Here is an 18,271-nt window from a genome sequence, read left to right on the forward strand (position 1 = left end):
TCCGCTCGTCGGTTGTCCTCCGGCGGTGACGGATGCTGCGTCGGCGCGATCAGCCGAGCGAGGCCTTCGCCTCGACCACGCGGCGGGCGGCGGCGTCGACCTTCGCCGCGAACGCATCGTCGGTCTGCGCGCGCGACAGCACCGCCGCGTACATCTCGGGGAACACCGTCGGGTCGGCCGAGACGAGCACCAGGTCCACCCCGGCCTCGATCGAGAGCAGGGCGCGGTCACCGGGTGCCCAATCGCGGATCTGGGCGGCGGCCGAGAGGTCGTCGGTCGTGACCACGCCCTCGAAACCGAGCTGTTCCCGCAGCAACCCCGTGACGACGGTGGGCGAGAAGGCGGCGGGCGCGGCGGGGTCGATCCGCGCGTAGACCGCGGTCGACATCATCACGACCGCCGGCCCCTCGGCGAGGAGATCGCCGTAGACGGCCACGTCGGCCGAATCGGCGCCGACGACGTCGTCGACGACGCCCGACCGGGTGTCGGTGTTCTGCGTCGCCCGCCCGAGACCGGGGAAGTGCTTCAGCGTCGGCATGACGCCCGAGGTGCGCATCCCGGCGGCGAAGGCTCCGGCCTTGTCGGCGACGGTCGCCCGGTCGAACCCGTACTCGCGGTTCAGGGCACCGATCGGCGGGTTCTGGGGCCCCGCTTCGGCACTCGTGACGATGTCGGCCACCGGGGCGAGGTTCATGTTCACCCCGGCCTGCGCGAGCTGGGCGCCCCAGCGGGTGGCGTCCGTCTCGAGCGTCGCGGTATCGGAGCGCGCCTGGGTGAGGGCGGTGGGCATGCTGTCGAAGCCAGGACCCGAGAGCACCTGCACGTCGCCGCCCTCCTGGTCGGTCGCGATCCACAGCGGCGGGGCGCTCTCGAGATGGGCGTCTTCGAAGGTCTTCACGAACGCGGCCGCCGCTTCGACGCCGGCCGAGGAGCGGCCGTGCAGGAAGATCCCGCCGACATGCTGCTGCGACACCGCCTCGAGGGTGATCGGATCGGGCCCACCGACCGAGGTGCCCACCATGAAGAGCTGCCCCACCCGCTGTTCGAGCGACAGGTCGGCGATCGGGTCGACGGGTGTGGGGGTGACGGTCGGGGACGCCGGTGCAGCCGTGGAGGGGGCCCTGCTCGACGACTCCGCGGTCGGCGACGGGGACGCCGCCGCGCATCCGACGAGGCCGAGGAGCGCGACGACGGCCAGGGCTGCGGGGGGAAGGATTCTCGTCACCCCTCCATCGTGGCAACCCGATCGTCTCGCGGGGCCCGGGTTGCGCGTGCGCGGGTTGCTATGCGGCGCGACGCGTCGACCACCACGCCCACGCCACCAGCACCGGCTGGAAGAACAGCCGCACGTACCGCCGACGGTCGGTGTCGAGGCCGAAGGCCGAGCGCCCCTTGCGCCACTGGTCGAGATTCCCCGGGAACACCGCGACGAAGAACGCCGCGAGAAGCGCACCGATCCGCCGGCGTTCACCGGGGAGGGCGACCAAGGCCACACCGAAGGCGACCTCGACCACTCCCGAGGCCACGACGACCGTGTCCTTGTCCAGCGGCATGCCGTCGACGAGGGCGTCGGGCACCTGCGCCTGGAAATCCTTCCTCGCCCACAGGAGGTGACTCAGTCCGGCGAAGACCATGGCGGCGGCGAGCGCCCAGCGGGCGACTGTTCTCATGCATTCGAGGGTAGTTGTCAAGGCCGGGGCGCGCGACGGCGGGCCCGCGCCACGATGGGAGCACACCCCGCAACAGGAAGGCAGAACATGGCCCGGATCATCGAGACCATCGACGTGGACGTCCCCGTTCGTGTCGCCTACAACCAGTGGACGCAGTTCGAGGAGTTCCCCGAGTTCCTCAGCTTCGTCGAGTCGATCGTGCAGACCGACGACAAGACGCAGCACTGGAAGGTGAAGGTCGGCGGCCAGGAGCGCGAGTTCGACGCCGAGATCACCGAGCAGCACCCCGACGAGCGCGTCGCGTGGAACAGCATCGCGGGCGAGGAGAACCACGCCGGCGTCGTGACCTTCCACAAGCTCAGCGACACCACCTCGCGGGTCACCGTGCAGATCGACTGGGAGCCCACCGGCCTGCTCGAGAAGGCCGGAGCCCTGGTCGGCGTCGACGACATCGCCGTCAAGCGCGACCTCGCGAACTTCAAGAAGTTCATCGAGTCGCGCGGGTCCGAGACCGGTGCGTGGCGAGGCGACGTCGAGAACTGACGCTCGCTCGAGAACGGACGGCGGTGGGAGCGATCCTGCCGCCGTTCGGCGTATCAGGCCCGGAAGTCGGGCGAGCCCAGCACGCGGTCGGGACGAATCTCGAGCACGACCCGCTCGGGATTCACACGCGGCTGGCGGTAGCGCCGCGCATACAGGTCGACGGCGTGGGCGACGGCCCCCTCATCGTCGAGCACCCTCGCGGCGCCCTCGAAGCTGATCCACCGCCGACCGTCCACCGAACAGATCGACGCGCGCCCGCGGCGCTCGGCGTTGAGGAACTTCTGCGAACCTCGCGATCCGATCACGCGCACGACGTCGTCCTCCCACGTGAAGCCCACGGGCACCGCGTGGATCCGGTCATGCCGCCCGAGGGTCGAGAGGGTGGCGAGGTGGTATTCGGAGAGGAAGGCGCGCGCGGCGGCGGTGATCATCGTCCCAGCGTGCCAGAGTGGAAGTTCTTTACTCGGCTAGTAATCACCGAGCCTAAGTAGAATGTGCTCCGGCACGGACCATGCACCCTGAGCCCCCAGGGAAGGAGTGACCGGTGACCATCACCGACACCGACACCAATTTCGAGACGAACGAGGCGATCCACGACGCCGCCCGGTCGGTGGAGCTGCTGCGACTCTCCGAGGCCCGTCTCTCTCGCAGACGACAGACCCACTGCGGTCCCAGCGAGAACGCCCGCGCGGCGATGCGATACATCCTCGAGCGAGCCGATGGCGGCGAGGGAGTCACGCCGAGTGAGATCGCGGCTCACCTCGGCGTCTCGGGCGCCTCGGTCACCGGCATGCTCGATCGATTGCACGCCGGAGGCATGATCGCGTTCGAAGCGCACCCTCGCGACCGGCGCAGCAAGCTGGTCGTTCCTTTCGACCGTTCGACGGACGCGGACGACGTCGACCCGGTGACGGCCAAGATCCGCCAGTTCGCCGGCGATCTCTCCCCCGAAGCGGCGGCCCAGATCGCCGACTTCCTCGAACGCGTGCGCGAGGTCGTCGACGCCGAGTGCGCCTGACAGCCGCGGCCGTCAGCCGACGACAGGCTCCGGCGGAGCGTCGGCGTCGGGCTCGGGCGTCACGGCCAGCCCGTTCGGGCTCCCGGCCTCGAGCATGAGCTGATCGACCCAGCGACGGTTGAGCGACGGCGGGCGGCTTCCGTAGAAGTGGAAGACCAACGGGATGGACGGATGGATCCAGATCGACCGCGAACCGCTTCCGTCGCCGGCGGCGAACTGGAACATGAACGACTCGTTCCGGCGCAGCTTGTTCATGAACACGATCCGCAGGTGAGACAACGCACGGTCCTCGATGTCGAAGGAATGACCCTGCGCGTTGTAAATCAGTTTGCCCACGATCACAGACTACCGCGCGCACCGACTTAACTAGTCAGGGCGGCGGCGGTGAACGATCTCCGGCGCGGCGCCATTTTTCACCCTCCGACGGCCTCGTGACGCTGTCCGCCCTTCCCGCGAGTTCACCGAGAATCGATGCACGAGAATCCACTTTTGTCCCCCGAACGGGGGACGTCGCCCGTATGATAGGCGGGACGGCCCGGCACCGGTCGTCAGCCCTCGCCGGCGTGTGACTTCGTCCACCCGACGGGGGCACTCTTTTTCCCTCCCGTCCGGATCGCACCGGTCGGCCCACCGCGAGTAGAGTCCCTTCTGATGGGTACCCCGACGTCTCGTCCGACGACGCGTCGACGGACAAAAAAGACCCTGCTGATCGCCGCCGCCGCGCTACTGGCCATCGGGCTCGTCGCTGTGATCGCGTTCGTCGGGATCAACGCGCAGACCTTCTTCCACGCGTTGGGCGCGCGTGCGCCCGCGGTCGGAACGACGATCGTGGCCCCGAGCGAGTCCAAGGCCGCCCGGTCGGCCGCCTCCCCGACCGGGCTGTCCGACGACGAGACCGCCGCGGCCACGTATCTCGCCGCGCAGCCGACCGCCTACTGGTTGACGCCCGAGCTCGACCCGATCGACGAGGTGTGGGACCGGATCGCGCATCTTGCCGACGAGGCACGCGATCAGGATGCTGCGCTCGCGGTCGTCGTCTACGGCCTGCCCGGGCGCGATTGCGGCAACCATTCCGCCGGCGGGCTCGACCCCGAGGCGTACGTCGAATGGACCGACCTCATCGGTCAAGCGCTGCGCAACGCCCAGGACGTGCAGAAGATCGTGATCCTCGAGCCCGACAGCCTCGCCCTCGCCCCCGACTGCGGCAACGTCGACGAGAGAGTCGTGCAGCTCTCCGGCGCCGCCGACCGGTTGGCCGGGATCGACACCTGGATCTACCTCGACGGCGGGCACTCCGACTGGCTGTCGGCGCAGCAGATGGCCGATCTGATCCGCCAGGTCGGCGTCGCCGACCGCGTGCGAGGCTTCGCCACGAACGTGTCGAACTACCAGTCCACGTCCGCCGAGTTCGACTACGCGCACGAGGTGGCTGCCCTCCTGGGAGGCAACGTGCACGCGATCGTCGACACGTCGCGAAACGGCGCCGGTCCGGCCGGCAGCGAGTGGTGCAATCCCGGAGGACGCCTGGTCGGAGACCCCGGAGGCACGTACGGCGACGACGTGGTCGACACGAACCTCTGGATCAAGCCGCCCGGCGAGAGCGACGGCACCTGCAACGGCGGCCCCGACGCCGGTGTGTGGTGGCCGGAGGGCTCCGCCGAGCTCACCCGCGACGTACGGTGAGGCTGTCACTGCCCCGCTCACGCCGTATGTACAAGTATGGAATGATAACGCTGGACCGAGCGGTGCCACCGGTCTGCGCGACTTCCGGTTCGCAGCATCCGCTCACCTGATAAGCCCGGAGAGCAGGGACATGAGCGATTCAGCGGACGTCAAGACCGCCGTCATCGTCGAGGACGATCCCGACATCCGGCACCTTCTCGTGGAGGTCCTCGAGTCGGCCGGCTTCTCGACCGTGTCGGTCGGCAACGGCATCGACGGGGTTCGGGCGGTCATCGCCTACCAGCCGTTGATCACCACCCTCGACGTGAACATGCCCGGCATCGACGGATTCGAGGCCGCCCGCCGCATCCGGGCGCAGAGCGACACCTACATCATCATGTTGACCGGCCTGGAGGACGAGGCCGACGTCGTGCTCGGACTCGGCGCAGGTGCCGACGAGTACGTCGTCAAGCCGTTCCGGCCGCGTGAACTCCGAGCGCGCATCGAAGCCCTCCTGCGCCGCCCCCGAGGCGGCGACACCCAGGCGACGACGCCGCGACAGGACTCCGTCGGGCCCTCGTTCCCCGGCGCGCGTGCGACCGGTCACACGCAGTCGATCCCGATCGTGCGCAATGCCCCCGACGCCGCCTATCACCAGGCACCCACGGGGCAGCCCTCTGTCGCGGCATACGAGGAGCACCGCCTTCCGCCGACCGGCGCGATGCCCGGCTCCCCCGTCATCGTCCCGTCCTCGCACGGCCCCGCCTCCTACCCGCCCGCGGGTTCCGACGTGGCCGTCCGTCCGAGCGGCTCCGTCGCGCCGACCGGCGCGCACTGGGTGCTGCACCGAGACCTGCAGCTCGATCCCGAGACCCGCATCGTCTTGGTCGCCGGGCAAGAGATGGATCTGACCCGCACCGAGTTCGATCTGCTGGCGACGCTGCTCGAATCCAAGCGGCGCGTGCGCAGCAAGGCCGACCTCACCCTGGTCCTGAGGGGCGAGTCCTACGTGACGAGCTACTTCGTCGGCGACGCCGACAAGCGCGCGATCGAAGCGCACATGACGAACCTCCGCCGCAAGCTCGGCGACAACCCGGCCGCACCGCGCTACATCGAGACGGTGCGGGGAGTCGGCTACCGCCTCACGTCCGAGCTCACCTCGGCGTGATCCGCGCGCACCACGCAGAACGGATGCCTCGACCCTCCCCAGGGCCGAGGCATCCGTGTTTCTGACACGTCGGATTCGTGATCAGACCTTGTATCCGTGGTAGCGACGGACGAGCTTGAAGAACATTCCGAGGGTCTGGAGCACGGTCACGACGCCGACGATCGGCCAACCGATCCACAGGATCGTGGACTGGGCCATCGGGCCGATCAGCAGCCAGACGATCGTCATCGCGATGGCGATGGCGACGAGCACGATGAGCGGCGTCCAGTGTCCGAGGCCGCCACCCTTCTCGGCCTTGGCCTGCATCGCCCAGTTGTCGACCTTCTTCCGCGAGAAGAAGCGGCTCCAGGAGCGGACGAAGTGACTGAGCCGCACCCACATGAACATCTCGGCGGGGAGGAAGGTCGCCGCGAAGAGCAGGTCGCGGCTGTTGCTGTCCTTCATCGTCCGCGCGATGCGCACGTTCAGCAGGATCGCCATCCCCGACGGGATGAGCCACCACGGTGAGAAGACGAAGGCGTTGATCGACAGCGAGCCCGCCAGCAGCGTCACGAAGGCGACGCGCACGAACAGGTTGGTGAGCATGCCGAAGTTCTCGAGCCAACGCAGACGCAGGTTCGGGTGGAGGGGCTGGCCCTTGGTGTCGCCCCGCTGGCCGGGCCACATGAGCTCGATCGCACCGTAGGTCCACTTGACCTGCTGCGCGTCGTAACCGGAGAGCGTGGTCATTCCGCCGACGTTCGCGCGAGCGTAGGGGCTGATCTTCGTGAGGTAGCCGGCGCTCTTGATCTGCAGCGAGAGCAGCGAGTCCTCGACCTCGGAGTCGCGCACCCAGGGAGAGTTCTGGTGGTTCTGCCGCATGGCTTCGCGCAGCGCGTGCGTGGAGAAGATCGAGAACTGCCCGCCCAGAACGGCCATGTTGCGTCCGCGCAGCAGGTTCTGGAGGTTGAAGGCCGCGAACTGCGTGCGCTGGCCGGCGATGAGGAACTTCGCGATAGCGCCCTTGATCGGGCGGTCGTCGATCGAGTAGATCGCCGAGATCCCACCGATGCGCGAATCGGCGACGGCTTCGCTCTCGAGGTACTCGACGGCCTGCGTGTCGGCGATGGTGTCGCCGTCGACGCCGAGCAGGTAGTCGTACCCCTCCACCAGCGAGTAACCGTAGTTGAGCGCGCCGACCTTCTTGTCGGGGTTCTTTCCGATGTCGTGCACGAAGACCTCGGTGAACTGCTCCCCGAGGTCGGTCGTGATCTCGTGCGGCCCGCTGTACTCGGAGGCGATCTTGACGGTCGCGTCGGAGGTGTTGTTGACGACGACGTGGATGACGTCGGGCACGCGGGTCTGCTTCAGGAGCGCCTCGATCACCTCGGCGATCGACTCCTCCTCGTTGTAGGCGGGGATGACGCACCCGATGGTGGAGCGGTGTCCGCCGTTGTCCTCGAGCACCGCGGAGAAGTCGTCGGCGAAACCGGCCGCCGAGTTCGCCTGGATGGGCTCGTGGGTGAACGAGGGGGGCGCGAACGCCTGCGTGGCGAGGGAGGTGCGCGTGTCGCTCATGGGGTGTCTTCCAATCGGATTCTTCGACCTTCCGGCCGAGACCCACTCTGGCGGACCCCCCTCAGGGAATCAGCGCGCGTACGTCACGCTTTCCCACAAGATTCCCTCAAGATCCCCTCGGTTCATCCCGCCGAGCCGGCGGGGTAGATCGCGATGGGCACGTACTGGTAGACCGTCTGCTGCGAGAAGGAGTTCTCGTCGTTGGCGCCGCCTTCGACCCAGATGTTCATCGCGAACTCCAGAGTGACGCCGTAGGTGTCGTTCGGCATCTGGCGCATCGTCGTCTCGGGAACGTGCAGGCCGCCCTGGAAGCTGTTCAGCAGCAGACCGCGGTCGGACCGGTTCGTGTCGGCCGGGACGAGCGTGCGCGGGTCGGCGCTGAACTGGAACGGGCTCTGCACCTGACCCGACGTCTGGGCGGTCTGCGACGTGATCGAGATCGCCGAGATGTAGACGCGGCGCTTCTGGGTGAGAACGGCCTTCTCGTCCACGCGCTGGTCGTACGCGTTGACGGCGAATCCGAACGTCTTCTCCCGATCGGTCGTCCATTCCTGGGTGCGCCGTGAGTCGACCGCCCACATGTCGAGCGTCACCTCGAGCCCGTCGGCGACCTCGGTCTTGAGCGAGACCGAGCCGTCGTAGGTGAACTGGGAGGCGAAGTCCATCGACTCCGACGGCTGCGGCTGCGGGGTGACGACCGCGCTCGGGGCGCTCGCGGGCTCGGCGATGCCTTGCACGTTGTTGAACGTGTCGACCAGCTGCGCGCACCCGGTGAGCGACAGCCCGGCAAGGGCGAGGGAGGCGACGACGGCCGCGGAGCGGACTTTCCGGCGCGAAGAAACACGGAGGCTCATGGGCCCACTCCTGAGGATGTGATGCGCGGGTGCGCGAAGGGTCGATTCGGCGACCATCACGCTGCGGGATGCAGGCCTCAGGGGGAGTCTGACCGGGGCGATGAGTCGGGAGCATACATCGGCCGGAGCAGAGACAGGATGGCGCGCAAGAGAATACACCACCGCCGTAGACTCACCGCATGGGTGCCGCGATTCGTCTTCCGGTGTCGTCGCCGGTCGACGTCGTGGAAGACCCAGACGACGCGTCTCCGAGCAGCCGCACGCGGTCGATCTGGCTGTTCCAGCTCGTCCTGGCCGCGAGCGTGATCGTCACGGTGATCGTGGTCGAGGCGCTTCAGCCTCGCCTGTTCGGTTCATGGACGTTCGCGGCCGGAGTGATCGCGATCGTCGTCTTGACGGTCGCGACCCTGGTCGTGCCCTGGCAGCGCGTGTCGCGCAACGCCGTCGTCGTCATGCCGTTCCTCGATCTGATCGGGATCGGATTGCTCGCGTACGACAGCGACATGCGCTTCGGTTTCTTCTGGGTGTTCCCGGTGACCTGGATCGCCTCCTACTACTCCCTCCTGCACCTCGGCGGGGCGCTCGGGACGGTCGGCGCGATCATCCTCATCGATGCCAGCGTGAACGGCCCCACGCCCTTCGCCGCGCTGCGGCTTCTCGTGGTGATGCTCTCGCTCACCTTCATCGGCCTCACCACCTACCTGACGGCCCGCCAGAACAACGCCTTCAAGAATCTCCTCCGCCGTCAGGCGTCCCGGCTTCAGAGCACGCTCCAGCGCGTCACCGGACAGGAGAGGCGCGTGTCCGAGATGCTGAACGGCCTCGACACCGGTATCGCTCGCCTGTCGTCGGACGGAGAGGTACTCGCCCTCAACGACACCTACGTCACGCTCTATGCCGTCGACCGCGACGACCCCAAGCGTCCGGGGGCGTCGGTGGAGTACGCGACCCTCCGCGGCGAGCCCCTGCCCGAGCCCGACCGGCCGTTCATGCGGGCGGCCCGGGGCGAGCAGTTCGAAGACGAGCGCGTCTGGCTCTACGACACGCACGGACAGTGGCACGCACTGTCGGCATCGACGCGTCGCCTCACCTCGAACGCCGACGAGCCGGCCACGACGCTCCTCATCGTCCACGACGTCACAGCCCTGATCGAGGCGGAGCGCGCGCGGGAGCACATCGCGACGGTCGTCTCGCACGAACTCCGCAACCCCCTCACGGCGATCATCGGTCACGCCGACCTGCTCCTGGACCACGACGACCTCCCGGCCCGCGTCCGGGAGCAGATCGAAGTCATCGACAACGCCGGCCAGCGCATGCAGAAGCTGATCTCCGAGATCCTCGCGGGCTCCCGCGCGCGATCGGACGAGTCGAGCACTCAGACCTCCGCCGACGTGCGTCGCATCATCGATGCATCCGTCCAATCCTTCCGCCCGGCCTCCGACGGGCGTCGCATCGCGATCCTGGTCGACGCGCCCGACCACCTCCCCCACGTGGGTGACGCGTTCCGGTTGCGGCAGGCGTTCGACAACATCCTCAGCAACGCGATCAAGTACACGCCCGGCGGCGGGACGGTGCGCATCAGCGCGGCGAAGACCGACGACCGCCTCGTCGTGGCGTTCGCCGACACCGGCGTCGGCATCTCGCCCGCCGACCTGCCGCGCATCTTCGACCCGTACTTCCGCACGCAGTCCGCGCGCGAGAGCCCCACGCCGGGCACGGGACTGGGAATGGGCATCGTTCGCGACATCATCGAGCAGCAGGGCGGTACGCTCGACGTGGACAGCGAGCAGGGAACCGGCACCACCGTGACGGTCTCGCTGCCGGTCGTGACAGAGGCATAAACGGGGTTCTTCATGGGGTCGATCGCCGTCGCCAACCTCGGCGTCGCCCAGGCGGTCGTCGCATCGTTGGGCACCGTGATGATCGTCGGTCTCGGGTTCCTGCAGCGCCCGTCGCGGTCGTCGCTGCTGTGGTCGCTCGCCTTCATCCTCGCCATGGTCAGCACCTGGGTCACCCTCGCGGGCGAGGCATTGGCGCTGGAGGGGCTGCGGCGTCTGGGCCTCGGCCTCATGCTCGGAGCCCCGGCACTCATCTGGTCGGGCTTCCGCGCCCGACGCCGGGTGCGCGCGTTCCCGTGGATCGCCGCCGTGCTGGCGGCCGTGTGCGCCGTGATCCTCATCGTGCTGACCGACCCCCAGGCGTACAGCCTCGGGTTCCGCACGGTGTTCCTCGCCTCGAGCGTCTTCGCCGCGCTCACCGTCGTCGAGATCCAGCGCTCCCCCGACCGGCACGAAAGGCTCGTGCTCCCCCTGCTGCTGGTCTCGTCCGCGTTCGTGGTGCTGGGCGTGTTCTCCCTTCTGGCGGGTCTGATCTCCTCCCCCGGCACCGTCGAGGACCTCGCACTCGTGCGACTTCTGAATTCGCTCGGGATGCTGGTGTACCTCGTGTGCGTGACCGTCACCCTCCTGTTCTTCACCTCGGTGTCGAGCGCGGGCGTTCAGACCGCCCGGTCGTGGACGCAATTCGCGGTCGCCGCCACCGACCGTCTCGCGCGCGCCCGCGCGGCCGGCGAGACCAGCTGGGTGCTGCTGTCGGTGCAGATCGACGACCCCGACGAGATCCGCGCGGCCGCCGGCGAAGCATCCTTCTCCCGCATCGCCGAACGATTCGACTATGCCGTCGTCTCCTCGTTCCCCGCCGAAGCCGACATCGGACGCGAGGGGCGGGGCCGCCTGGTCGTGCTGACCGCGCGACCCGGTCCCGTGATCCGCGAGCACATGCGCACCCTGCTGCGCGAGGTGTCGACCATCGACGCCGCCCAGCAGATCTCCGTGCAGCTGTCGGCCAGCATCGGATGGGCCCCGGCCGACGTCGTCGGTTACGACTTCCCCGCCCTGCTCACCGCGGCGCAGCAGGCGTCAGCCGAGGCATCCGCGCTCGGTGGCGACCGATGGCAGCGGATCGGCGCCTGACTACTCCGCGCCGCCCGCGATGGCGACGGTGAGCGTGTCGGTCGCGGTCTGCTTCGCGTACTCGCTCGACGTCGGCGTCGTCTGCACGAGGTACTCGTACGTGAACTGCAGGGTGACGAAGGTCGCGCCGTCGGGCACCTCGCCCACGTTGAACGTCTGCGAGTAGCTGTAGGGGTCGAGCACGGGATATCCGGGGCTCACCGTCGACTGATCGACCTGCGCGGTCAGCGGCGCGAACGACTCCGTCGCGTTGCCGGGCACCGCGATCATCGACGCACGTTGCAGGTAGACCTGCTGGCCGTCGTTCGGCGTGACGGTGGTCACCATCGAGAGCTGGATCGGCTTCAGCGCCGTCGCCGTCCACCTGTCCATCGACAGGGTCGACCAGTAGTTCACCTCGGCGGCGACCGATCCAGCCTGGATCTTGCGCTCGGTCGATCCGCTCGAGAGGTCGTTGGGCACCGGCTGCGGGGCCACCGACTGCGTCGGGGAGGGCGACGTCGAGACCGCCGGCTCGTCCGTGCTGTCCACCGCCCAGGGCGGGGTCCCGCAGGCCGTCATCACGAGCGCGGCCGTCAGCGCGAGGGCGCCCGCACCCACGGTGCGGCGTCGATTCGAACCAAACATGTGCGGCCTCTCGCTGGATGACTGCGATTCTATCCGCGGGGGGATGAACCACCCGTGACCGCCTAGGGTGATCGGGTGAGCGCATCGACTCCCGACGCCCCCCGGAGCCTGCCGGGTCGCATCGTCGCCCGGACGCTGGCGGCGATCCTCGCCCTCGCGGTCCTCGGGGCACTGTGGATCGGCGTGCGCGGCGTGATGGCCTACGGGCACCTGACCGACGCTCAGGATGCGGCGGCCGAGGTCGCCGCCCGTCTGAACGATCCCGCCGCGGCCGCCGAGGCCATCGCCGGCATCTCCGGCGACACGGCGCACGCACGCGCTCTCACGAGCGACCCGATCTGGCGGGCCGCCGAATCCCTGCCGTGGATCGGTGCGCAGCTGTCGGCCGTGTCGACGGTGACCGCCGCCGTCGACGACGTCGCGAGCTCGGCGCTCACCCCGCTGGCCGAGGTCGCGTCGTCGTTCTCGGTCGATGCCATCCGCCCCCGGGACGGCGCGATCGACGTCTCGCTCTTCACTTCGCTCGCGCCCGCGGCGCGTACCGGTGCCGACGCGATCGGCGCCGCCGCAGCATCCGTCGGTTCGATCGACACGTCGCGGTTGATCGGCCCCCTGCGGGAGCCGATCCTCCAGGCACAGGAGCTTCTCGAGACGACCACGGCCGGCGCCGAGACCCTCTCCCGCGCGACCGAGCTCATGCCCGCCATGCTCGGCGCCGACGGGCCCCGCAACTACCTCGTGATCTTCCAGAACAACGCCGAGTGGCGCTCGCAGGGCGGCATCGTCGGCGCGATGGCCGTGATCAGCACCGACGGCGGGCGGATGTCGCTGTCCGCGCAGGGGTCGTCGGGCGACTTCCGGCGGTACGACGCGCCGGTGGTGCCGTTGTCGCCCGAACTCCTCGGCGTGTACGGCGAGCGCCCCGGGCTCTACATACAGAACGCCACCCAGGTGGCCGACTTCGCGCTCACCGGGCAGATCGCCAAGGAGATGTGGGCGCGCGAGTTCGGCACGCAGGTCGACGGCGTCATCTCCCTCGATCCGGTCGCCCTGTCGTACCTGCTGGCGGCGACGGGTCCGATCACTCTGCCGACCGGTGACGTGCTGACCAGCGACAACGCGGTCGACCTCCTCCTCAACGGCGTGTACCAGCGGTACGAACGACCCGCAGACCAGGACGCCTTCTTCCAGGCAGCCGCGGCCGAGGTCTTCTCGGCACTGTCGTCGGGTGCCGCCGAGCCCCGCCCCCTCCTCGAGGCCCTCGCGCGAGCGGGCGACGAGAACCGCTTGCTGCTGTGGAGCGCACGGAACGATGACCAGGCGATCCTCGACGCGACGACGCTGCAGGGCGGGCTGCCGGTGACCGACGCGCAGCAGACGGCGTTCGGCGTGTACCTCAACGACGGCACCGGCTCGAAGATGGACTACTACCTGACCGCTGACGCGGGTGCGGGGTGGTGCACCGGCGTCGACGGCGAATCGACCGCGGAGGCGGTCGTCATGATTCGCAACGACGCACCGGCCGATGCGGCGAGCCTGCCGACGTACATCACCGGCGGGGGCAGCTTCGGCGTACCGGAGGGATCGGCGCGCTCGGTCGCCTACGTCTACCTGCCCTCCGGGGCCGAGCTCGTCTCGAGCGAGGCCTCGAACGCCGGTGGTACGCCGGTTTTCGGCGGTGGTTTCGATTCGGGCCGCCAGGTGATCTCGTGGACGAGCGAGCTCGCCCCCGGCGAGGAGGCAACCCTGCGCGTGCGGGTGAAGACGCCGCAGACCTCGCAGCTGGTCATGCACATAACACCGACTGTTAACACGAATGAAACGCCGCGAGTTGCAACTACCTGTGAGTAGCCTCGATAATCGTTTATAGGGGACCCTCAGGATCCACCTCCACCGTCGTTCCCCTGCCTTGCACAACGCTGCGAATCCGCGGCGACATGCTGACCAAGAGACAGGTGCCCCCCATGAAAAATAGTTTTGCGAAGGTAGCCGCGGTGATCACACTCGCCGCCGCCGCCACATTCGTTCCGCTCGCTGCCCAGGCCTACCCCACCGGTGACGAGGCGGGTGTCTCCAGCCCCACCGTCACGCCCGGAGGAACCGTCGAGTTCACCGTGGCCGACGACACGTTCGCTCCGGGCGAGCCCGTGACGATCACCCTGACCGGCGAGAACGCGTCGGGCGCGAGCCTGGCCGCTATCAAGATGGCCGTCGAAACCGCCACGCTCGGAACCGTCACGGCCGCGGCCGACGGTTCGATCAGCACCGGCATCACCTTCCCCGCCAACGCGTCGGGCGTCTACTCGATCACCGCGACGTCGCCCTCGGTTCCGGCGGGCGTGAGCGTCAGCGTGTCGGCCGCAGCGGCTGGTGGCGGCACCGGCGGTTCCAACGCCGGTGGTAGCCTGCCGGCCACCGGTATGGACTCCGGCTCGCTCCTCGGCCTCTGGGTCGGCGGCGGCGCGCTCGTCCTCGCCGGTGGTGCCGTCGCGGTCGGTGCAGCAGTGCACCGCCAGCGCAAGCACGCCGCGTAAGACACAGCGGTTCGCAGAGAGGGTCGTCCGGAAACGGACGGCCCTTTCTCGTTGCCGCGGTCAGTCCGCGTCGTCGCCGACGGGGGTGTGGGAGTCGGACACCTTCGCGGTGATCAGGATCGGGAGATGGTCCGACAACCCCTGGGGCAGGGTGCGGATGCGCTCGATGTCGAAGCCGGAGGACGTCGCGAAGTCGTAGTGCCCCCGGAAGAACCGGTACCGGGTGTACGTGCGCGAGTCGCTGAGGGTCAACTCGTACCCCTGCGCACGGATCTTCTGCCCGAGGTACTCCTTGAAGACGGGGTAGTTGTAATCGCCGACCATGAGCGTCGGCAGCCCCTCCCCCAGGTTCTGCAGGGCCGAGAGCGCCGTGCGGATCTGGTGGCGCCGCAGCGAGTTCAGCGCCGTCAGCGGCGCGGCGTGGAACGACGCCACGATGATCTCGCGTCCGTGGTCGATGTCGAACAGCCGCACGGCGAGCATCCGCTCCTCGGCGGGCTTGAGCACGTAGTCGTGCAGAGACTTCTTCAATGCGAGGGAGCGCACCTCGACGGCGCGGAAGGTGTTCGCCCGGTAGTACACCGCCAGACCGAGTCGGTTGCGCTGCGTCGCCTCCGCCAGACGGAGGCCGGCGATCTCGGCGGGCAGGCCGGTCGTGTCGCACTCCTGCAGGCAGAGGACATCGGCCCCGTGGGCCTCGACGAGCTCGGCGAGCTCGGTGGCCGCGCGGTGCTTGCGCAGGTTGTAGGAGATGACCTTCATAGCGGGTCCAGCCTAGGCACACGATCTATGGGGGCCCGCCAGGTTGACACCGGCTCGCCGTCGATCGACGCGGCGCTCACTCCCGGTCTCTCCGGCGACGCGTCTGCTCGGCTCGATCGGCGAGCAGGTCGGCCGCCGGATAACCCACCTCGGTGAGCGTCAGCCCCCGGGCGGCGAGCACCTTCGTCTCGCTCGTGCGCACCGCCCCGTCGCGGATCGACACCACGTCGTCGACGCTCAGCCGCCCCTCCCCGACGGCGACGCAGGCCCCCACGAGGGCGCGCACCATACTGTGGCAGAACGCGTCCGCCCTCACGTGCGCGAGAAGCACCCCGTCGTCGGTGCGGCGCCAGTCGAACTCGAGCAGGGTGCGGATCGTCGTCGCCTCGTCCCGCGGCTTGCAGTAGGCCGCGAAATCGTGGAGTCCGATGAGTGAGCGCGCCGCAGCATCCATGCTCCCGACGTCGAGCGCACCCCGGACGGTCGTCGTGCGCAGCCGTTCCAGCGGTTCGTACCGAGCGACACCGTCGGCGATCCGATACTCGTAGCGACGCCAGACGGCCGAGAACCGCGCGTCGAATCCCTCGGGCGCGACCAAGGTCGACCGGACGGTCACGTCGGGGTAGGCGCCGAGCACGCCGCGCACACGCCCCGACAGTGCCGTCGCGGCTTCGTCGGGCTCGACTGCCTCCGCCCCCCGCCCCCGCGGAAGGCGGCGCACCTGCTCGGGATCGAGGTCGAGGTGGGCGACCTGGCCGGTGGCGTGCACGCCGGCATCGGTCCGCCCCGCGACGACGAGCCGCGGCGCGCCGCCGACGATGCGTGCGAGCGCGTCTTCGAGCGTCCCCTGCACGGTGCGAAGACCGGGCTGTCGAGCCCATCCGCGGAATGCGGTGCCGTCGTAGGCGATGTCGAGACGGATCCGCACCGCCCCAGCCTATGCGTCCCGCGCGCCTGTTTAGACTGGCATGTCCGCGAGTCTCGGAGCCTCCCCCCCGCCCATGACAGATCGTCCGCCACGCCCTGCCCGCTATGCGGGTCTCGACGGCATGCGTGCCATCGCCGTCGCCCTTGTCATCGTCTACCACCTCTTCCCGGGGTGGGTCTTCGCGGGCGGTTTCGTCGGCGTCGACGTGTTCTTCGTCATCAGCGGGTTCCTGATCACCTCGCTCCTGCTCGTCGAGCACCGGGCGGCGGGCCGCATCGACCTGCGCGCCTTCTGGACGCGCCGCGCGAGGCGGCTGGCGCCCGCGCTCCTGCTCGTGGTGACCGTCTGCGCGAGCGTGGCCTGGCTCGTCGGAGGCGACGTGCTCGCGCGCATGGGGGCGCAGATCCTCGGCGCGGTGACCTTCAGCTACAACTGGGTGTCGATCGCCGGGGGCTCCGACTACTTCGCCGCGACGTCGCCCGAGCTCTTCCGCAATCTCTGGTCACTCGCCGTCGAGGAGCAGTTCTACGTGCTGTGGCCGGTGGTGCTTCCCCTCCTGCTGCTCGTGCGCTCCCGCGTGGTGCGGGTCGCGGTCGTGCTCCTGGCCGCCGGCGCGTCGGCGGCCTGGATGGCGCAGGTCATCGGCGGCGGCGATCTCACGCGCGCCTACTTCGGCACCGACACCCACGCGTTCGGCATCCTCATCGGCGTCGCTCTGGCTCTCGTCCTGCGGGCGGCCCTCGCCGAACCACCGTCGTGGATGCTGCGACGTCCCGCGAAGACGCTCGTCGGTTCCGCCGGCGTGCTCGCCCTCGCCGCGCTCCTCGTCGTGGCCGCCCTCCCCGCCGCCGACTCCGCGGCGACGTTCCCGGGCGCGATGCTCGCCGCGAGCCTGCTCACCGCCGTGGTCATCACCGCCGCGACCTGGCCGGGCGCGCCTCTCGGCCGATGCCTCGACGTGGCGCCGCTGCGGTGGGTCGGCGACCGCTCCTACGGTCTCTACCTGTGGCACTGGCCCGTGCTCGTGCTCCTCGCCGCCACGTCGGGCGCGACACCCGCCGAGGTGCCGCTGACCATCGCCGTGGTCACGCTCGTCGTCACCGTCGTCGCGGCTGAGCTGTCGTACCGACTATGGGAGACCCCCGTGCGCCGCCGAGGCTTCCGAGGCGCGGCACGGGCCGCGTGGGGCGCGCTGAGAGGCTCCCCACAGCGCCGCCTGCGCGCGGTGGCCGCCGCAGGCGCTCTGCTTCTCATGCTCGGGGGAACGACGGCCGCCATCGCGGCAGCCCCCGCCGAGACCTCCGCCGAATCCGCGGTGCGGGCGGGAATCGATGCCCTCAACGACGCGCAGGGCACTCAGCCCGACGCTACGCCGACAGCCGACCCCCTCCCGGTACCGACGCCGGTGCCCACCCCCGTCGGAGGCACCGAGATCACGGCCGTGGGCGACTCCGTCATGCTCGCCTCCGCGCCCGCGCTGGTCGATCGCTTCCCCGGAATCCAGGTGGATGCGGCGGTGTCGCGCTCGATGTATGCCGGCCCGGGCATTCTCGAGCAGCTCGCCTCCGCCGGTCAGCTGCGCCGCTACGTCGTCGTCGCTCTCGGCACCAACGGGGCGATCGACCGCGCCACGCTCGACGAGATCGAGCGGATCGTCGGACCCGACCGCGAGCTCGTCGTCGTGAACGCCCACGCGCCGCGCGACTGGATCGCGGGCGTCAACTCCGAGCTGCAGACCTTCGCCGCCGACTACCCCACCGTCGAGCTCGCGGACTGGTCGGGGGCGATCGGCGCGCACGAGGATCTTCTCGCCGGCGATCGGATCCACCCCGGATCCGCGGGAGGACGCATCTTCGCCGACACGGTCGCCGCGGCCGTCGACACCGCCCAGAAGGACCGGCTCGACCGCCAGTACGCCCTCGACCTGCGGAGCTACGAGCTCAACCGACGCCTGCTCGGCAGCAACTGAGCCGGGA

Annotated in this window: 18 protein-coding genes; 9 read left to right on the top strand and 9 right to left on the bottom strand. The window is 69.4% G+C overall.

What is annotated here, in order from left to right; translation table 11 throughout:
* Positions 1 to 49: 49 nt before the first annotated feature.
* Positions 50 to 1,225, bottom strand: a complete 1,176-nt coding sequence (locus tag ABTU82_RS05630) for a glycoside hydrolase family 3 N-terminal domain-containing protein (protein ID WP_407172278.1) — start codon at positions 1,223 to 1,225, stop codon at positions 50 to 52.
* A 58-nt stretch (positions 1,226 to 1,283) separates the two neighbouring features.
* On the bottom strand, positions 1,284 to 1,670 hold the full coding sequence (locus tag ABTU82_RS05635) for a DoxX family protein (protein ID WP_165817992.1): 387 nt from the start codon (positions 1,668 to 1,670) through the stop codon (positions 1,284 to 1,286).
* Between the two features lie 87 nt (positions 1,671 to 1,757).
* On the opposite strand from ABTU82_RS05635, the gene ABTU82_RS05640 reads away from it, so the two are divergent.
* A complete protein-coding gene (locus ABTU82_RS05640; protein WP_116648327.1) occupies positions 1,758 to 2,213 on the top strand; it encodes an SRPBCC family protein in 456 nt (151 codons plus the stop codon).
* Between the two features lie 53 nt (positions 2,214 to 2,266).
* Here the strand turns inward: ABTU82_RS05640 and ABTU82_RS05645 are convergent, their stop codons facing one another.
* Positions 2,267 to 2,644 carry a PPOX class F420-dependent oxidoreductase gene (locus ABTU82_RS05645; RefSeq protein WP_116648326.1) on the bottom strand — a complete coding sequence of 126 codons (378 nt, stop codon included), beginning with the start codon at positions 2,642 to 2,644 and terminating at the stop codon, positions 2,267 to 2,269.
* A gap of 113 nt (positions 2,645 to 2,757) precedes the next feature.
* Here ABTU82_RS05645 and ABTU82_RS05650 point away from each other — a divergent pair, with 113 nt between their 5' ends.
* Entirely contained in the window at positions 2,758 to 3,231 is a 474-nt protein-coding gene (locus ABTU82_RS05650; RefSeq protein ID WP_116648325.1) for a MarR family winged helix-turn-helix transcriptional regulator, read from the top strand.
* 12 nt (positions 3,232 to 3,243) lie between these two features.
* Here ABTU82_RS05650 and ABTU82_RS05655 read toward each other — a convergent pair whose 3' ends face one another.
* The gene (locus ABTU82_RS05655) at positions 3,244 to 3,567 is read right to left on the bottom strand and encodes a DUF7882 family protein (protein WP_116648386.1); all 324 of its coding nucleotides are present in this window, start codon (positions 3,565 to 3,567) and stop codon (positions 3,244 to 3,246) included.
* Between the two features lie 315 nt (positions 3,568 to 3,882).
* Between ABTU82_RS05655 and ABTU82_RS05660 the strand changes: the two genes are divergently transcribed.
* Both ABTU82_RS05660 and ABTU82_RS05665 read left to right on the top strand, forming a co-directional pair.
* Positions 3,883 to 4,914, top strand: coding sequence for a glycoside hydrolase family 6 protein (locus ABTU82_RS05660; RefSeq protein ID WP_407172281.1), 1,032 nt, complete (start codon positions 3,883 to 3,885; stop codon positions 4,912 to 4,914).
* Positions 4,915 to 5,044: 130 nt separating this feature from the next.
* Positions 5,045 to 6,061: a response regulator transcription factor gene (locus tag ABTU82_RS05665; protein WP_407172283.1), complete on the top strand. Its 1,017-nt coding sequence runs from the start codon at positions 5,045 to 5,047 to the stop codon at positions 6,059 to 6,061.
* Positions 6,062 to 6,142: 81 nt separating this feature from the next.
* On the opposite strand, the gene ABTU82_RS05670 is transcribed toward ABTU82_RS05665, so the two are convergent.
* Positions 6,143 to 7,618, bottom strand: a complete 1,476-nt coding sequence (locus tag ABTU82_RS05670) for a glycosyltransferase family 2 protein (protein ID WP_116648322.1) — start codon at positions 7,616 to 7,618, stop codon at positions 6,143 to 6,145.
* A 122-nt stretch (positions 7,619 to 7,740) separates the two neighbouring features.
* A complete protein-coding gene (locus ABTU82_RS05675; RefSeq protein ID WP_116648321.1) occupies positions 7,741 to 8,472 on the bottom strand; it encodes a fructose 1,6-bisphosphatase in 732 nt (243 codons plus the stop codon).
* Between the two features lie 179 nt (positions 8,473 to 8,651).
* Between ABTU82_RS05675 and ABTU82_RS05680 the strand changes: the two genes are divergently transcribed.
* The gene (locus tag ABTU82_RS05680) at positions 8,652 to 10,313 is read left to right on the top strand and encodes a sensor histidine kinase (RefSeq protein ID WP_116648320.1); all 1,662 of its coding nucleotides are present in this window, start codon (positions 8,652 to 8,654) and stop codon (positions 10,311 to 10,313) included.
* 12 nt (positions 10,314 to 10,325) lie between these two features.
* Entirely contained in the window at positions 10,326 to 11,444 is a 1,119-nt protein-coding gene (locus ABTU82_RS05685) for a hypothetical protein (RefSeq protein ID WP_116648319.1), read from the top strand.
* On the opposite strand, the gene ABTU82_RS05690 is transcribed toward ABTU82_RS05685, so the two are convergent.
* Positions 11,445 to 12,071, bottom strand: coding sequence for a hypothetical protein (locus ABTU82_RS05690; RefSeq protein WP_407172287.1), 627 nt, complete (start codon positions 12,069 to 12,071; stop codon positions 11,445 to 11,447).
* A gap of 75 nt (positions 12,072 to 12,146) precedes the next feature.
* Here ABTU82_RS05690 and ABTU82_RS05695 point away from each other — a divergent pair, with 75 nt between their 5' ends.
* Together ABTU82_RS05695 and ABTU82_RS05700 are read left to right on the top strand one after the other, a co-directional pair.
* Positions 12,147 to 13,922, top strand: a complete 1,776-nt coding sequence (locus ABTU82_RS05695; protein ID WP_407172289.1) for a DUF4012 domain-containing protein — start codon at positions 12,147 to 12,149, stop codon at positions 13,920 to 13,922.
* Between the two features lie 143 nt (positions 13,923 to 14,065).
* Positions 14,066 to 14,605, top strand: a complete 540-nt coding sequence (locus ABTU82_RS05700; RefSeq protein ID WP_407172290.1) for an LPXTG cell wall anchor domain-containing protein — start codon at positions 14,066 to 14,068, stop codon at positions 14,603 to 14,605.
* Positions 14,606 to 14,665: 60 nt separating this feature from the next.
* On the opposite strand, the gene ABTU82_RS05705 is transcribed toward ABTU82_RS05700, so the two are convergent.
* On the bottom strand, positions 14,666 to 15,367 hold the full coding sequence (locus tag ABTU82_RS05705) for an endonuclease/exonuclease/phosphatase family protein (RefSeq protein WP_407172291.1): 702 nt from the start codon (positions 15,365 to 15,367) through the stop codon (positions 14,666 to 14,668).
* A gap of 76 nt (positions 15,368 to 15,443) precedes the next feature.
* On the bottom strand, positions 15,444 to 16,295 hold the full coding sequence (gene truA / locus ABTU82_RS05710) for a tRNA pseudouridine(38-40) synthase TruA (RefSeq protein ID WP_407172292.1): 852 nt from the start codon (positions 16,293 to 16,295) through the stop codon (positions 15,444 to 15,446).
* A gap of 73 nt (positions 16,296 to 16,368) precedes the next feature.
* Between truA and ABTU82_RS05715 the strand changes: the two genes are divergently transcribed.
* Entirely contained in the window at positions 16,369 to 18,264 is a 1,896-nt protein-coding gene (locus ABTU82_RS05715; protein ID WP_407172293.1) for an acyltransferase family protein, read from the top strand.
* Positions 18,265 to 18,271: the final 7 nt, after the last annotated feature.

This window comes from Microbacterium deferens (assembly GCF_045517775.1).
Lineage (GTDB): Bacteria > Actinomycetota > Actinomycetes > Actinomycetales > Microbacteriaceae > Microbacterium.

Excerpts from the sequence above, each read along its gene's own strand:
- ABTU82_RS05685 (WP_116648319.1), top strand. The coding sequence starts at position 10,326 with ATGGGGTCGATCGCCGTCGCCAACCTCGGCGTCGCCCAGGCGGTCGTC.
- ABTU82_RS05705 (WP_407172291.1), bottom strand. The coding sequence starts at position 15,367 with ATGAAGGTCATCTCCTACAACCTGCGCAAGCACCGCGCGGCCACCGAG.
- ABTU82_RS05665 (WP_407172283.1), top strand. The coding sequence starts at position 5,045 with ATGAGCGATTCAGCGGACGTCAAGACCGCCGTCATCGTCGAGGACGAT.
- ABTU82_RS05645 (WP_116648326.1), bottom strand. The coding sequence starts at position 2,644 with ATGATCACCGCCGCCGCGCGCGCCTTCCTCTCCGAATACCACCTCGCC.
- ABTU82_RS05660 (WP_407172281.1), top strand. The coding sequence starts at position 3,883 with ATGGGTACCCCGACGTCTCGTCCGACGACGCGTCGACGGACAAAAAAG.
- ABTU82_RS05670 (WP_116648322.1), bottom strand. The coding sequence starts at position 7,618 with ATGAGCGACACGCGCACCTCCCTCGCCACGCAGGCGTTCGCGCCCCCC.
- ABTU82_RS05640 (WP_116648327.1), top strand. The coding sequence starts at position 1,758 with ATGGCCCGGATCATCGAGACCATCGACGTGGACGTCCCCGTTCGTGTC.
- ABTU82_RS05715 (WP_407172293.1), top strand. The coding sequence starts at position 16,369 with ATGACAGATCGTCCGCCACGCCCTGCCCGCTATGCGGGTCTCGACGGC.
- ABTU82_RS05675 (WP_116648321.1), bottom strand. The coding sequence starts at position 8,472 with ATGAGCCTCCGTGTTTCTTCGCGCCGGAAAGTCCGCTCCGCGGCCGTC.
- ABTU82_RS05690 (WP_407172287.1), bottom strand. The coding sequence starts at position 12,071 with ATGTTTGGTTCGAATCGACGCCGCACCGTGGGTGCGGGCGCCCTCGCG.
- ABTU82_RS05680 (WP_116648320.1), top strand. The coding sequence starts at position 8,652 with ATGGGTGCCGCGATTCGTCTTCCGGTGTCGTCGCCGGTCGACGTCGTG.
- ABTU82_RS05635 (WP_165817992.1), bottom strand. The coding sequence starts at position 1,670 with ATGAGAACAGTCGCCCGCTGGGCGCTCGCCGCCGCCATGGTCTTCGCC.